We start from the raw sequence: 15,775 nt of genomic DNA, 5'->3' as shown, positions 1-15,775 counted from the left end.
GCTATGGAAATTTATTTATCGATCAGCAAGATATTGGGCGACGACGAACAAGTATATGACTTGTTTTTAGCTTCGATCAATTATTTAGGTATAAAAAAGGGGATGTTTTCCTCAGTCGATCTTCATGGGTTAATTGGTAATTCTTTAAATGAACATAAAATAACCAATATATTATATGCAATGGAAGCGGAAGGGGTAGTCATAGAATCCCAGCTTCAAATGGGAAGATATAGCTTAGTGGATGGGAAACGGCTTGGGGACATTTTGAAAAAGTCATACTTTTATGGCCAATTTGATTCTTCTGTCAGGGCTCAACTATTGCTGGAAACCCCTATATTATTGGCGACAGTTCCACAGTATCTCTCGGAAAGCATGGATATGGATCAGTTTGAAGAGATTTTCAGTATGATTCATAAATTAATAACCGATTCTCGGGAAGAAATAATTATAGTGAGCCCTTTCTTCGAAGAAGAAGGTGTAAACATGTTGGCAACCACACTTCAATATGCTATTCGGCGCGGTGTAAAGGTGAAAATTATTACCCGTCGAACTTCGGATAATACAACAATAATTAAAAAACTTATTTCTAGTATTGATGGAAGTTCGCGGGAGAACTTATTCATCTATGAATATAAAGACAAACAGGAAAGAGAAAGTTTTACTTTTCATGCAAAAGTATTGGTTGCAGATAAGTCTAAAGCTTACTTAGGAAGCGCCAACTTCACCCAGTATGGTTTTGAGAGAAACATTGAATTAGGTGTTTTGCTTAAAGGTAAACAAGTTAAGCCCCTTTACTCTTTATTAAACGTAATGTTGTCTTCTCGGGGATGTACTTCATTTTTTTATGAAAATAGTAAAGAGACCTAAGTGAATATCTTAGGTCTCGGTCTTATGCTTGGGTTGCAGCAACTAATTGTTCGGGAAAAAATTCAATTTGAGCTCCGTTTAGAAGTTGATTGTATATAAGATTCACGAAAGATTGAGCGAGTTTTACAGGCACTGCATTGCCGATTTGAGTAGCTATGTTTTCGCTTGAACCTTCATAAGCATTTCCATCGACCTTTCCGGTGAATTTGTAATGCATAGGAAATGTTTGAATTAATGCAGCTTCTCTCATGCTGATTGCTCGATCTTCTTCAGGATGTCCAAACCGTCCTTTTGTATAGGCTAAACACCCGCATGTTATGGTTGGAGCATAATTGTCGAAATTCATTCTTCCATAGACATCTCCAAAGCTAACATTCGACTTTTTATGGCATTCCAATGTTAACTGCTCTTCTTTCCAATCGGAACGACTACCTCCATTCCGAGGAGTAGCCCGGATTCTAACTAGGTTATCAGGGGAAAGATTCCTACATCTATGTAGTTTATCTTTTTCATCAGCCCCACCGGCTTCTAATTTAGATAAATTGTATGGCTCCAAATGCTTTCTTAACGTGGGGGCTTTTTCTGTTTTTGGCCATAAAGGAAGCGGGTTAGTTACATAAGGTTGTCCCTTGACGGGTTCTTTAATAATCGCATCGGTATTCGGGAATTCATTTATCTTTTTTCCGATAAGTATCATTCTTTTTCTATGTTGAGGAACCCCGTAATTAACGGCATTTACTACTTCAAAGCGTAAGTGATATGACGGACGATCCCAATGTTTTTTGTGGCCGTTGGAATCCAAATTAGCAAGAAGGGTTAAGAAGATATGAAAGATTTTGAAATTAACTATATTATCGACGTTCTCAAATAGGATATAATTGGGTTGAAATATCTTCGCGACTCTTAGCACTTGCATTATAAGTTTATTGCGATCGTCGGCATTAGTGACACTTTTCTTACGGCTATGTCTTGAGAATCCTTGACACGGCGGTGTTGCAACGAGAAGGTCCAGGTTATCGCCATTCAGTTTACTTTTAATCTTATTCCATTTTTTTTTCTTGACTTTTCGTATATCTTTCACTAACAGGTGGTCGCTACCGTGATTTAGTGCATATGTACTCGCAATAATTTTGTCGAACTCAACGGCACATTTTATATCAAAGTGTTTTTTCAACGCTTCGGATACCCCGCCTGCTCCGGAAAATAGATCTATAGCTGAAAATAATTTCACATGGTACCTCCTACAATAATACTCCTTATAACATATTATTGTATAACAATGAACCGGCTCTGAAAAGTTATTTCTCGAGTGAAAACTATGTAATCGGAAGGTGAACAAGTTGACGATTAATAAATTTCGAACCAAAGCAAGAGCCATTGAGCTCTTAGGACGGAAACAAATTAGAGACGACATAACTGCATTGATTGAATTGATGAAAAACTCGTACGATGCAGATGCAGAATCTGTTGCAGTTTTATTTGACAATTTAGGAACAGATCATTCTTATATCATTATGTATGATGATGGTCATGGAATGCTCGAAAGTGATGTAGTAAATAAATGGTTGGTCTTAGGGACTGACTCTAAGAAGAAGGATAAAAAGAATAAAATTTCAAATATAAAGAAAAGACCGTTAATGGGTGAGAAAGGGATTGGCAGGCTAGCATCAGCGGCCCTTGGTGAGCAATTATGGATGTTTACAAAACATTCGACCCAGAATTGGCATGCACTTTATCTAAATTGGAATTTATTTGAGATACAGGACCTGTATCTTGAGGATGTTAATATACCATTGTTTTTTAATCGGGATCCTAATGAGATTATTGACAATGGTTTTCTAAAATCTATGATGAGTATTCAATTAGATAATCTTAAGAATACCATTTGGTACGAAAGCAACGACGTTGTTAAAGAACAGTACAAAGATATTTATTTTAGGATAAAAAGCCAAATTGAGAAATGCCTGATACCAATCTCACAATTATCTGAGATAATTCATTCCATCGACGAAATCTCACAAGGAACTGTTCTTGTGATTCAAGATTTACGTCATTCATGGGAAGAAGTCTTTGATGATTCCGGAAATAGATCCGAAAATTACATGGCCACCCAAAAGTATAATCGCCTTGGTTCGTTTGTTGATAGCTTTAATAACACTGCTAAAGATTTTTCTATAGAAATTATCGCAAACAATCAAAAGGCACCTTTTAATCATTTTATTGATGATGAACTGCACGATTTATATGATCTAAAAATAAAAGGTGAGATAATAGAGGGGAAGTTTTACGGTGAGTTATTCGCACCTAATGGGGAGCTTGAATTACTAAAAGAATGCAATCTTGACTTCCGGAGCGGAATAGATGTTACTGCTGGCATTACTAATCCGGCCGAAAATTATTGTGGTCCAATAAAGCTGGAATTATGTCACTATGAAAAAAACCCTAAGAACTCGGGTTTGACTTCTGAACAGATAGAATTATTAAACTCGAGAATAGATTACATAGGTGGATTAAAAGTATACAGAGATAATGTAAGAATTCTTCCTTATGGAGACCCGGAAAACGATTTTCTGAATCTAGAGCAAAGTAGATCAAAAAATGCAGGTAGATATTTATTCAGTCATCGAAACCTTTTTGGTAAAATCGAATTAACTTCAGAAGACAATCCCTTTCTCGAAGACAAGTCTAGTCGGGAGGGATTAATTGAAAATAATCAGTATCACTACTTTGTTAAAGTGCTGCAAAATTTGTTGTTTACCGTGGCGGTAGATTATGTAACAAGTTCAAGAAAATCGTCAAAGGGCCTTCGCGATACGTATCTTGCATATAATAATCTACAACATCAATTAAAAGAGGAAAAAAATGCCTCACTTCTGAAAGAAGAAACTGAAAGTAAGGAGGAAATTAAACAATTAAAGGTAACTTTTAAAGAGAAGCAAAAGCAGTTTAATAAAATAAAGAATGAAGGACTGGCATTTCATCTTCCAAAGCTCCCGTCAACATTGACATATGATTTGATACAAGGAGCATATGCGGTTTTTTTGTCTTGTAAAGCATCATTCACTGAACAGTTGGATAATAATAAAAGATTATTAACTGTCGAAATTAATCCAAGAATACAGCCTTCCATGGATGAAGAAGATATTTTAGAAGTAATGACACATAATCAAGAGGTAGCCTCATTTTTAATTACGGCTGAACTAGACTTTAAAAATAACTGTGATAAGTTTCAAAGCGAATATAAGAAGTTATTGGTCATTTGGGAAAACCAATTTTATGACGCTTTAAAGCTGAATTTTAAGACATTTATTGCGGACAATGAGACACGAATAAATCAATTGAATCAGAAGGTGCAAACTTTAAGAGATAAGACCGTAAACACCATTACTGAAGTCGCCGATTCGGATACAAATAGAGTTCAGTACTCAATAAAAATTAATAATCAAATTGATCAACTAAAAAGACAGACTCTTTCGATGTGTGAAGAAAAGTTTAAGGATATTTCTAATATCTTAAATAGCATTAATTTAAAGATCGAAAATTTAAAAAAAGCCGAGGTTCATAACATTGAGATTTCAGAACTAAAGGCTCATTATACAATGATTGAAGAGAAAATCGATCTTTATGAGTCAGAAGAATTACCTGCTATCAGGGAAAAGTATAAACTGGAAATAAATGAATTATTCATAGAGTTTGCGAAAACTCTTCTTTCTGAACACCAAGCGAAAAGTTACAATGAAACCGATAAAATTATCGGAATACTGAAAGAAGAAAATGCTAAACTACTAAGAGAAAATGAGATTTTAACGGACTTGGCTAATATCGGAATGGCGGCGGAAATTGTGAATCATGAGTTCAATCAGTTGATGACTAACGTTGAAGACGGTATTAGTAATATTAAGAGTGCTAATTTGAGTTCTATTCAGAATTATTGGGTTAAGCAAATCGAAGCGGGCTTTAGGGCTATAAGTACAAAACATAGTCAGTTATCCCCCATGTATCGTAGTAACCATTTAAGTCGAAGAAAGATTAATGTGCGTAATTTAATCAATGATATATTGAATTTCTTTAGTTCAAGACTTACTCAAGCCCACATAAAAGTTGAGAACAAAATAGAAGAGGATTATTTTCTTTTATTATCTACATCTAAGATATATCCCGTAATATCTAATTTAATTGATAATTCGATCTATTGGATGCTAAATAAGGATACCAGAGTTATTTTGTTCAGGAGTAACTCAAATAAAAATACAATCTATATAGAGGATAGTGGACCGGGAATTTCAGCAAGGGATGTGGATAAGATTTTTAACCCATTCTTCACAAAAAGAACCGGAGGACGTGGCTTAGGGCTGACAATAGTTAAGAAAGTTCTTGAATCACAAAAACACCAAATAAAATTAATTGAAGATAGAGAGGATAAACATTTAGACGGTGCATGTTTTGAAATTACTTTTGACGAGAAAGCTAGGGTGAATCAATAATGCCGCCAGTTGAAACTGATGATATTTATAACATTGCACGAAATTATTTTAAAGACATTCTATATATTGATGATGCTTTAAAACGACCTGATGATATAAAAGGACTTCTTTTACACCCCAATAGCGAAGTATCTGTAGGCGTAGAAAAAGAAATAGAACAGATAGAAGGCCAAATTTCTTCGAGACCAGTTACTTTTAAAAGAAATCATGAGCGAAAAGAAGCTGATGAAACGCAGAATTCAGCTTTTCCCGTAATAGAAAATAGGGCACAACAATTAAATGAATATTTTGAAGCATTTGATCTGGTTTATAATCTTAATAAATTAGGATATAAGGTCAGTCCTTATTATTATGAAAATAAAACGAATTTGGAAGAGTTAAGTTTAATAATTGAGAGATCACATCTTACGATTATGGATTGGGAACTAGATGAATCGAAAGGTAATACTACACTACAATTATTGGATTTACTGTTTAAGAAATCAAATAAGATGAAGTTGTTCATAATTTATACTAAAGATCCTGCTGTTGCTAGAAAGAGTATAGTTGATAAATTTAATAGCGATGTTCAAGAAATGTTTGTCGATATTAAGGATAAGGAAGTCTATGGATTTCAGACCACAAACTCATTAATTATTATTTGTAAAAAAAGAGAGTTAGAGGCTGAACAAATTTTAAATGTATTTATTGATAAGTTAGTAAATTTATTTGGTTTTTTTCCTTTTGTGTTTTTTGACACAATTAACAAGATTACAGAAAAATCAGCGCAAATATTAAAAAAATTTTCTTTTCCTTTTGACAACGCTTTAATGCTTCAGTTACATTCTTCTGGCCTTGATATGGAAGATTATTCAGAAGTTGTTTCCAGAATGGTTAATAATCATATTACTCAATCTATCGATGTAAATAATAAAATATTTATTAAGATTTCTGATGGTTGGAAAACTAATGCGAAAAAATTACTTGAACAAAATGATGAAGTTATCGCAAATAAAGTGTCTGATGCGATAAATGAGCTGATACGAATCCAAGACTCTAAAAAAACTGGAATAAAAAACAAAAGTTATATTGAATTGGCTCTTCATGTTAATCCTAAAAAGTGGAGAGAGTATTTTGAAGTTCTGTCCCAAGCGGATCTAACTAAACAAAATGTGCTAGTAAATGTTTGTGAAATCATTTATGCAGATATACTCTCTATAATGGCTGAATTGCATTACAAAGAAATGGGTATTAATGGATTACCCGAAGCTGCAGATTTGCAAGTTAAAGATACTATGCTAAGTCTTCTAAGGGAGAACTTACATACAGAAGCGACCAAGTGGTTAAAACCGATTATTCCCAGCGTAATCTTGTTCATTATAGGTGATGAAGCGGACTCTAAAAAGGTTAATGACAGTGTAAATGAACTTGTTCATCTTATGAAGATAACAAGTTATGATAACACCTCTATTAAAGAGATAGAGCATTTTTCAACTGATGAAACGAAAATAAATAATTATTTTAATACTGGAGACATTCTTTTTAAAGGAGATGGTGAATTATTACTTTGTATCTCACCTCAATGTGATGTATTCAGACCTAAAAAAGTTGGTTTCAAATTAAAATTTATTAAAGGTAAGATAGAGAGGTATGACTCCGCAAGAACATTAGGAGGTAATGAGCATCTATCGATAATTCCGGATCCTGAAGATAGAGCAAAGCTTATATGTGTAATATGGAAATTAAGTGATTCAAATACCGTAAAGATTAAGGATTTAAAGGATTATACACGACCATATAGATTGATGAATAACTACATCCAACAGATAGTAAATTCATATATAGCCTATCATTCAAGAGCAGGAGTTGATGAAGTGTTTATAAAAGGTTCCACGAGTTTAAGAGGTCTATATATATTTAATAAAATTGAATGATTTTGTTTGTAAAGACAAAAGAGCTTCTATATAAGTAATATAAGATCTGTAGTAAAACGCCGGAATTTATTGTCCGGCGTATTTTGTATGGAACTGGTCAAAGATGTTGCACGGAAATGATTTTTCCAAAAGGCCTGACAAAGTCTACTTAAGAGAGAAATTAATAATACTGCCCGAACAATAACTAATGAGGGATCAATTATGTGGACTCGACCAAGCAGTATGTCAATCGAGGAATATAGTTTATTAACCATAAGTATATATTGATCATTTAATATTGATTGGACGGCTAATTTTGAATAACAGGAGAACAAAAAAATGCCACAAGTAGAGTTGTTCCGTGTATGGCTAGAATGTTATACATCTCTTTCTGCAAGTACTCTCGATAAATATACACGGGCTATGCATGTCAATTCACAAGAACTAAAGAAATATAAAATGCTTGAGGGCAGTCTCTATGATATTACCGATTCTCGAATTATTGAAGAAATGAAGGAGAAATACCGATCAATTCCAGAATTAAGAGATAAAGATGAACGTGGGAATAGGATGTACAGCAGAGCATTCAATTATTTCAAGTTATTTCTAGATCAATATAATGAACAATTAATTAGCAAAGAAATAACACGCCAAGATTTTGAGTATGACCAATCGCTGATAGAACTGTCGCAAGAAGGACAGATAGTATCACCTGATATTGTTGATACGGTGCAAGAAAGGCTGAGTCTAAAACTCAATGATTTTAAGTTATGGCCAAGAAATTCTGGATTAGCTAAAGATACTATAGCCGCGGCGAATTTTTTATGTGAAATAAATAATAACCATAAACACTTCATTTCAAAGTTTAATAAACAAAATTATGTTGAGGCACATCATATTATCCCGATGGAGTATCAAGAGAAATTCGAGGTTAGTTTAGACGTTTACGCGAACATCGTATCACTATGTTTAGTTTGTCATAAAATACTGCACTATGGTTCTTTTGAAGATAAAAGGATGATATTGGAAAAATTATACAAGTTGAGACAAAAGCGGCTTGAAAATAGCGGAATTTGCATAACATTAAATGAACTTTATGGCTATTACCAGGATTAAATCAATATTAGCTAAAAAAATAAGATGTTGAGATGCTCCCATCCTTTCGAGTAGGCACCATTAATTGTGTTGACAGTTTGTTGACGAACATCGCCAACAAACAATAAAACGCAAATAGAGCAATATACTATGGATAAAACCCTTATATATCAAGGGTTTTAACCAACTAACACAGAAGCCAAACAACTCCCACTTGCTCCCGCATACGGTGCATGTGTTTCTGTGTGTTACTCATTAGAAATTCTTGAATAAAGCCACATTTATCTAAATTGCAATTAGTATGCTCGAATCAAATCGATCGTGCCATCCCTCTCCTAATCAAAGCGTGGAGTTATTGCGCATAGAAAAGCGGGTGCTGGGGATTGTAGAAGACAGTAAGAGTGGGACAGTTGGCAGTGGACGAAATATATGATTGTTAATGAATCTGTTTTCGTAGAATGTTATAATTTGGATGGTACATACACACCTTGAGTGGGCGCACTCCTCCTTGTGAAGGAGGTGATGCGATGAACATTTCGTTCGGTGAGGCGATAACCTTCGGGATCTTCTTGTTGGCATTGCTGACTTACATCGATAAACGAAAGTAACCCACTCTTAAGGTTCGCGCCTAAGTGGGTTACTTCCTGGTCATTCTGATCTTGGAGGAGAAATTCCCGCTCAAGATGTTTGTACCGGGGAGCAGCAGGGCGGCTGCTCCTTATTTCTATTCTTATCTTAACATACCCATTTTTAGTCCTCAATAACGATTCAACAAGATTGGTACCAACAATAAAATCAAACCTTAACTCTGATAATGGAACATTTACCACAATGCCACTTTAAGCTCTTTAAATCTCCCCGCTCCTCCAGCGCTCATTCCTATGCTTGATCAGATAACCATAAGATATCCTCTTCTTTAATAAGGTACTTTGCAGATTCCTATTAGATATTTACGATAATCCATTAATATGAAAGATTTAATCTTGGGGAAAGAAGGTGAACAGGAGCATCTGGGGAGAAAGGAATAGGGGGGGTACATCCGGATTCTGGAATGGCTCATTACGTTTGATGGCACGACGCTTGCCGTACAGGTCGATTTTGAGAAGGAATCGGCGCAAGTGCGGGAAAAGCTGTTTCAATGGACCCGAGAAATTGCCGAATATCGTTTGGCTGTTTATTTTGAGCGGAAAAGCGTGTTAGTCCCGGGGGGGAATTCAGTCGACTCTCCCTTTCTAATTAATAGAAGAGCTGAGACATAGCTTTTGTATGTTGGAAAACTCCATGGTGAACTTCCCAATACTCCATATATTAAGCTTTTTAGAGTTTACTTGTCTTCAATAAGCTCAAATTCAGGCTGTAACAAATAGCTCAGAGGATATAGCTCTGAATTTGCTGAGATGAGTGCCTTGATTAGAGCGATTCTTTTCCCTTCCGAAGGGTAGAAGGTTACGCCAAGTGTCTCAGGTTCAATGAATTGAATGATGAGATAGGCGTCCTCCTTTCGGTTCATGCGGCATATCACATTAAATTCAGAAAATACCGAATCAAACTCATCGAGTAAGAAGATATGGCAGGTTTGATTGTGCCAATCCGATTCGTATAGTCTATATGACTGGCTCTCAATGAGTTGTATAAATTGCGCTGGAGACAGCCCGACTTCAAATCCGGTAATATATCCGGAACTGTCAAAATCGACTCCATATTCAGTCTCGAATTTCGCTTGCTTATATCCGCTTCTAAACGAAAAAGGGAGCATCGTCATGTTGTCGAGGAAGATTCCCAGTTCCTGTTTTTGTTCAAAAGGTATTTGGATCTGGGAAATATCCATGGATTGATTTAATATACAGTGGGTTTGATGGGGAACTTTCCCGGCTGGAGGTTGTAGATACACATAACCTATATGAGCATAATCCGACTTAACACAAGTAATCTTCATAACTGCCTCCTTTAATAATCTTAAACTCGATAAAATAGTTTTAGTTTCTTGGATCCTCAAAAAAGGGCGTGAAAGGCCTGGATTAACAGGTCTATCGCGCCCTTTTCTCATATAATCCGGACTCGGATTATAGCTTAAAACGCAACTCTGCCACGAGCTTCACAGCTTCGGCTCTCGTGGTCGGATTGCCTGGACGGAAGGAGCCGTCCGGATAGCCGTTCACGAGCTGCAGGGACACCGCTTTAGCGACAGCCTCGCTCGCCCAGGATGGGATGCTCTTCGCGTCCTGGAAGGAGACGGTTGCCGAAGGTACGGCGACCTGGCCATGCTTGTATTCATAGGCCCGGGTGATCAGAGCCATGACCTCCGCGCGGCTGATCGAAGCATTCGGACGGAAGGAGCCGCCCGAGCCCAGCACGATGCCCGCCGCTTGAGCAGCAGCGACGTCTGACGCATACCAGGCTTCGCTCGGGATGTCGGCAAACGGCTGAGCGCCGTTGGAAGCCGTCAAACCGAGGGAGCGCCCAAGCAGGGAGACGAATTCCGCGCGGGTAATTTCGCGCTCCGGACTGAACGTGCTGCCAGTCGTTCCCTTGATGAGATTCGCGGCAGCGGCGCTCTCGATCAGCGATTCCGCCCAATAACCGGGCTTCACATCCGTGAACTTCACATGATTGGTCAGGCTGCTGTATACCGCCTTAGCGATGGACTGCACGACCGGATTGCCAATCGCCTGTGCTTCATCGAAATCGCCCGTCGTCGTGACTTCGGTCATGACGGAGATGGCGATCTCTTGGCCCGGCACGAGGAAATAGCCTACGTCGTGGGTCACGTTTGCGTTCTCGCCGGTCTTGTGGGCGATCGGAGCATCCGGCAGCGCGGCGCCGAACTTCGTGTTCACCTCTTGCGCCTTCATCCAAGAGATAATCTGATTGCTCGATTGTTCGGACAGAAACTCATGGTTGTAGATTTTGGTGAGCAGCGTCACCAGGTCGGCTGCGTCGATATAGTTGTCCTGCTCCGGCGTCGGCGCCGCGGCGAACATTTTGCGGCCCAGATGCATCGTTTGAAGACCCAATTGATCCATGAGTGCCTGAACCTTTTCCAATCCGACAACGTCGATCAGCACGTTGGTCGCCGTGTTGTCCGACTGGGTGATCATCAGCCGCGCCAGCCGCTCGATGGTCACATCCTGTGGGAAAGTCTCCTTCTGGAGCGATCCCGTGCCTCCGACAACATCGTCCGGTTTAACCGTAACCTTCTGGTCGAGCGTCAGTGCGCCCTTATCCACCTGCTGCATGAGAGTCGATACAAGGGCCATTTTGATGGTGCTGGCCGGCATGTATGATTGCAGCGATCCCAGATGAACTTCGGCGCCGCCGGCTTGCCCGCTCAAGTCCTTGATGCCGACCGACACGCGGATGCCCTTACTCTTGGCAGTGTCGATGATTGGGGCGACGGCCAGAGACATGGCCGGCCATGTCGAAGCAGTAGAAGCAGCAGATGCCGGATGGTCGGAAAGATAGTTATAGGTTGCTTTGGCGATACGCTGCACGTAAGGGTTGCCTTGTTCCTCTGCTTTACCGTCATCTTCGGGCTTCAGCACCTTCGTAAGTACAGCTATGGCGATCTCACGGCCTGGAATGAGGAAGTAGCCGACATCGTGGCTAACGTACCCAAGCTCCCCGGTCTTATGTGCGATCGGCTTGCCCCGCAGAACGGCGCCAAATTTCGTATTGACCTCCTGCGCCTTCATCCACTCCAGAATTTGGTCGCGGGACTTCGCCGACACCACCTCCGCGTTATAGATTCGATCAAGCAAAGTAAGCATCTCAGGCACACTCGCATAGTTGTCCTCGGCAGGCGATTTGGCCGGGGTCATCATTTTGCGTCCAAGATGGGTGACGGTGAAGCCCTGGCTTTTGATGAACGCATTAACCTTGTCGAAGCCGACGAGGCCGATCAGGGCGTTCGTTGCGGTATTGTCGGATTGAGTGATCATCAGCTTCGCCAGCCGTCCGATCGTCACATCCTGTGGGAATTTCTCTTTCTGCAGCGAACCCGCTCCGCCGACGACATCTTCCGGTTTCACTGTAAGCTTCTCGTCCAAGGAATGCTGACCAGAATCCACCTCCTGCATCAGGGTCGCAATCAAAGCCAGCTTGATAATGCTTGCGGAGTAATAGGCATCCTGGGAACCGAGCTCGATGGTCTCGTGTCCGTATGTACCGCTCAAATCTTTGATATCGACCGATACGCCGACCCCGTGAGCTTCCGCCGCATCGATAATGGGCTGAAGCACGGTTTCCAAACCGGTCAAATGTTCGCCGGATGCGGCCGCATAGGCGGAAGGTGCTTGAACGGACGCCAGCAGCAAAGCTGCGGATAAGGCGACTGCCGTCAAGAATTTGAGACTTCTGGATCTTTTGCGCATGATGAGCCTCCTAGATATAATGTAATATTACCTTACACAACAGTAAATTGATTGAACACATTATATATTGATGTTAGATTATATTACAATATGTTTACGATTTTTATTTTTTAGTTTGGCATTCAGTTAGAATGTGTAATATAACTTGACATAACGTAAAGTGGAGTAATCAATTGTACATACCAGCCCAAGCTAATTTCCATTTAGATGGGACGTGTCGTTGACATCTGGAGCTCATGATTCCATATGGGGAATTGAAGATCGCTGGCAGGCGGTCCTTTTTATTTGTAGGGGAATTTGGCGCTTCGCGACCGTTTTATAGTAAGCTGGAAACAGAGTGAATTAAACTTGGAACAGTGAGGACATGAAGATGACGAAGAAGCTATATTATGAATCCGCATATATCCGGGAGTGGGAGACACGAATCACGCGCAAAGTGGAGCGGGAGGACGGGGCCTATGTGGTCATGGAGGAGACGGCCTTTTATCCGCATGGCGGAGGGCAGCCTTGTGACTTGGGATGGATCGATACCATTCCGGTTCTGGATGTTGTACTGAAGGAAGGGGAGATCCTGCATAAAGTTGAGCGTTTTCCCGAGAAGGAAGAGGTCGGCTGCCGCTTGGATTGGGGGAGAAGGTTCGACCATATGCAGCATCACAGCGGACAGCATCTGCTATCGGCCATGTGTCTGGAGGCATGCCAGGCAGAGACGCTCAGTTTTCACCTGGGTGAGGATTACGCCACCATTGATATCGCTAGGTCCGATCTGCCACAGCACGAGCTGATGATGCTGGAGCTCGAGGTCAATGATCAGATTTACCTTAATCGCAAGGTAACGAATTATTTCGTAAGCGAGGAACAGGCAGCCGTACTGCCGCTGGTGAAGCAGCCGAAGGTAACTGAAGATATCCGGATCGTAGAGATTGAAGGGATCGAATATAATGCCTGCGGCGGGACGCATGTCTCTGCAACGGGTGAGATCGGGTTGATCAAGCTGCTGAAAGCGGAGAAGCAGAAAGGGCATATGCGTATCTATTTTAAATGCGGCTATCGTGCCTTGAGAGAATTTAATGCCGGCATGGAGATTCTCGGTAGCTTGTCCACCAGGTTCAAGACCGCCAAGGAAGAGATTCCGGATCGGATTGCGAAAATGGATGAGGAGCACAAACACCTCCAAGCCGAGTTGATTGCCGTGAAGGCGGAGAATGACGCGTATCTGGCTGACAAGCTGCTGGCAAACCGTCAGGGTAGCCTGATCAAGCACGCTTTTGCGGACAAGCCGCTGAAGGATATGCAAAGCCTGGCGGCCAAGCTCACCGACCAAGCTGATGTGATCGTGCTCTTCGTATCTGGCGCGGATGATAAGGTGCTTCTCGCCCGAGGTGATGATAGCGATCTCGCTTGCGGTGCGTTCTTCAAGCAGCATCTGAATGATTACCGCGGTAAAGGCGGAGGCAGCGACAAGATGGCGCAGGCCGGTTTTGCTAATGGAGAGGACGCCATGGCGTTTTACCATTTTGCGGCGCAGACATTATCGGCGCTTGAAGGGGAATAAGCGGTACGCAGCGGAGAATGTGAGAAGCGCCCATGATGGGCGCTTTTTTAGTTGGTTTTAAGAGAATTAGTGACAGAGAAGCATAAGATGCTACAAGAGGCACGGAATTTGCATGCCTTTGCGTGTTGTAGTCTAAAACACGGCACTTCTATTTTTATGTGGGAAGAACCAATATACTTACGATATTTTGCTGTGCAGTTTTACGCTTCCCTCATCCAAATGTGCTAATCTATTGTTATCGATTTACCATTCTTTAGCGTTAATGACAGGAGGGTTCCCCTTTTGATCCAAGTAGCCGCAGCTATTATCGAAAACGAACACGGACAGTTGTTAATCGCCAGAAAAAAGGCGGGAAAGCCGCAGGCCGGACTTTGGGAGTTTCCGGGAGGCAAGTTGGAGGAAGGCGAAACTCCGGTGGAATGCCTGAAGCGTGAGCTGCTTGAGGAGATGCAGATCGGCATTGAACCTTACGCGTACTTCGGAACCAATGACCATCGCTATGGGGAAAAGCATATCCGTTTAATCGGATACAAGGCACGGTTCATTAGCGGCACCATCAAGCTGACCGATCATGACGAAGTCCGTTGGGTGAAGCGGGATGAGCTTGGCGAATATATTTTCGCGCCGGCGGATGTAGCATTCGTTAACCTGTTAATCGAAGAGAATGAACCTTCAAGTCCAAGAACCGGTGCTGATCATATGAAGACCGCGGATATCAAAACCATTCTCCGTCAGTCCTACGACAATCAGGCAGAACTCAGAAATGCATCCAACCTGGAAGGCTGGAAGGCTGAAGAACGCGAGCAAGTGCTGAGTGCATTCCGGACGAATGATGTGCAAACCGTTTTGGAGATTGGAGCCGGGCCGGGGCGGGACAGCTTGTTTTTGAAGGAGCGGGGCTTCGATATGACGACCGTCGATTTATCCGAAGAAATGGTTCTTTTATGCAGGCAAAAGGGGCTGCGCGCACGGGTGATGGATTTTTGCGATTTGGATTTTGCGGATCGTTCCTTTGACGCGGTATATGCCATGAACTGCTTGCTGCATGTGCCGAAAGCGCAGCTGTCGGATGTGCTCACGGAAATCAAGCGCGTACTGAAGCGGGGAGGCTTGTTCTACTTAGGGCTGTATGGCGGGATGGAGTCGGACGGGATTTGGGAGCAGGATGCTTATGAGCCGAAGCGTTATTTTGCGATGTACCCTGATGAGGAGATACGCATGAAGATTCAGGCGTTTTTTCGGATCGAGGATTTCCATACGCGCGACATGGGCGAAGGAGCCCCTCATTTCCAATCGATGCTGCTTAGAAAAGAGGACGAGATGGCTTGAAGCATCCACTTCAAACCATAACGTGAACAATACCTTTACAGTCTAATCCCGGATTTACCCGTGCTCGACGAATTTGACAGTGCGCTTGATGAGCAGCGCAAAAATACGGTCTTTGACCTTCATGTGCGCGAGCTTAATCGGAAAATGATCATTTTAGCTCCAAAATCGCATGAGCCAAGCTAT

At 41.1% G+C, this 15,775-nt stretch carries 9 protein-coding genes; 6 read left to right on the top strand and 3 right to left on the bottom strand.

The window, feature by feature from the left end:
- Positions 1–3 precede the first annotated feature (3 nt).
- On the top strand, positions 4–867 hold the full coding sequence (locus ACTHPM_RS24045) for a phospholipase D-like domain-containing protein (protein WP_440397411.1): 864 nt from the start codon (positions 4–6) through the stop codon (positions 865–867).
- Between the two features lie 22 nt (positions 868–889).
- Here ACTHPM_RS24045 and ACTHPM_RS24040 read toward each other — a convergent pair whose 3' ends face one another.
- Positions 890–2,098: a DNA cytosine methyltransferase gene (locus ACTHPM_RS24040; RefSeq protein WP_440397412.1), complete on the bottom strand. Its 1,209-nt coding sequence runs from the start codon at positions 2,096–2,098 to the stop codon at positions 890–892.
- Positions 2,099–2,207: 109 nt separating this feature from the next.
- On the opposite strand from ACTHPM_RS24040, the gene ACTHPM_RS24035 reads away from it, so the two are divergent.
- The 3 genes from ACTHPM_RS24035 to ACTHPM_RS24025 all read left to right on the top strand — a co-directional run bounded on the left by ACTHPM_RS24035 (position 2,208) and on the right by ACTHPM_RS24025 (position 8,359).
- On the top strand, positions 2,208–5,351 hold the full coding sequence (locus ACTHPM_RS24035) for an ATP-binding protein (protein ID WP_440397413.1): 3,144 nt from the start codon (positions 2,208–2,210) through the stop codon (positions 5,349–5,351).
- Positions 5,351–7,264, top strand: coding sequence for a response regulator receiver domain (locus ACTHPM_RS24030; RefSeq protein WP_440397414.1), 1,914 nt, complete (start codon positions 5,351–5,353; stop codon positions 7,262–7,264). Before ACTHPM_RS24035 ends, ACTHPM_RS24030 begins: the two co-directional genes overlap by 1 nt.
- 318 nt (positions 7,265–7,582) lie before the next feature.
- Positions 7,583–8,359: an HNH endonuclease gene (locus ACTHPM_RS24025; RefSeq protein ID WP_440397415.1), complete on the top strand. Its 777-nt coding sequence runs from the start codon at positions 7,583–7,585 to the stop codon at positions 8,357–8,359.
- Between the two features lie 1,303 nt (positions 8,360–9,662).
- Here ACTHPM_RS24025 and ACTHPM_RS24020 read toward each other — a convergent pair.
- Together ACTHPM_RS24020 and ACTHPM_RS24015 are read right to left on the bottom strand one after the other, a co-directional pair.
- Positions 9,663–10,274 (bottom strand): hypothetical protein, encoded by a 612-nt coding sequence (locus tag ACTHPM_RS24020; RefSeq protein WP_440397416.1) that lies wholly within the window; start codon positions 10,272–10,274, stop codon positions 9,663–9,665.
- A gap of 127 nt (positions 10,275–10,401) precedes the next feature.
- Positions 10,402–12,708 carry a serine hydrolase gene (locus ACTHPM_RS24015; protein WP_440397417.1) on the bottom strand — a complete coding sequence of 769 codons (2,307 nt, stop codon included), beginning with the start codon at positions 12,706–12,708 and terminating at the stop codon, positions 10,402–10,404.
- Between the two features lie 370 nt (positions 12,709–13,078).
- Here ACTHPM_RS24015 and ACTHPM_RS24010 point away from each other — a divergent pair, with 370 nt between their 5' ends.
- Both ACTHPM_RS24010 and ACTHPM_RS24005 read left to right on the top strand, forming a co-directional pair.
- Entirely contained in the window at positions 13,079–14,263 is a 1,185-nt protein-coding gene (locus tag ACTHPM_RS24010) for an alanyl-tRNA editing protein (protein ID WP_440397594.1), read from the top strand.
- Positions 14,264–14,545: 282 nt separating this feature from the next.
- The gene (locus tag ACTHPM_RS24005; RefSeq protein WP_440397418.1) at positions 14,546–15,592 is read left to right on the top strand and encodes a methyltransferase domain-containing protein; all 1,047 of its coding nucleotides are present in this window, start codon (positions 14,546–14,548) and stop codon (positions 15,590–15,592) included.
- The last annotated feature ends 183 nt before the right edge of the window (positions 15,593–15,775 follow it).

Source organism: Paenibacillus sp. SAFN-054 (assembly GCF_051966755.1).
Lineage (GTDB): Bacteria > Bacillota > Bacilli > Paenibacillales > Paenibacillaceae > Paenibacillus_AQ.
Note: the sequence above shows the minus strand (reverse complement) of the source record. Positions and strands in the feature narration are given on the sequence as shown.

Excerpts from the sequence above, each read along its gene's own strand:
- ACTHPM_RS24045 (WP_440397411.1), top strand. The coding sequence starts at position 4 with ATGGAAATTTATTTATCGATCAGCAAGATATTGGGCGACGACGAACAA.
- ACTHPM_RS24030 (WP_440397414.1), top strand. The coding sequence starts at position 5,351 with ATGCCGCCAGTTGAAACTGATGATATTTATAACATTGCACGAAATTAT.
- ACTHPM_RS24025 (WP_440397415.1), top strand. The coding sequence starts at position 7,583 with ATGCCACAAGTAGAGTTGTTCCGTGTATGGCTAGAATGTTATACATCT.
- ACTHPM_RS24020 (WP_440397416.1), bottom strand. The coding sequence starts at position 10,274 with ATGAAGATTACTTGTGTTAAGTCGGATTATGCTCATATAGGTTATGTG.
- ACTHPM_RS24015 (WP_440397417.1), bottom strand. The coding sequence starts at position 12,708 with ATGCGCAAAAGATCCAGAAGTCTCAAATTCTTGACGGCAGTCGCCTTA.
- ACTHPM_RS24010 (WP_440397594.1), top strand. The coding sequence starts at position 13,079 with ATGACGAAGAAGCTATATTATGAATCCGCATATATCCGGGAGTGGGAG.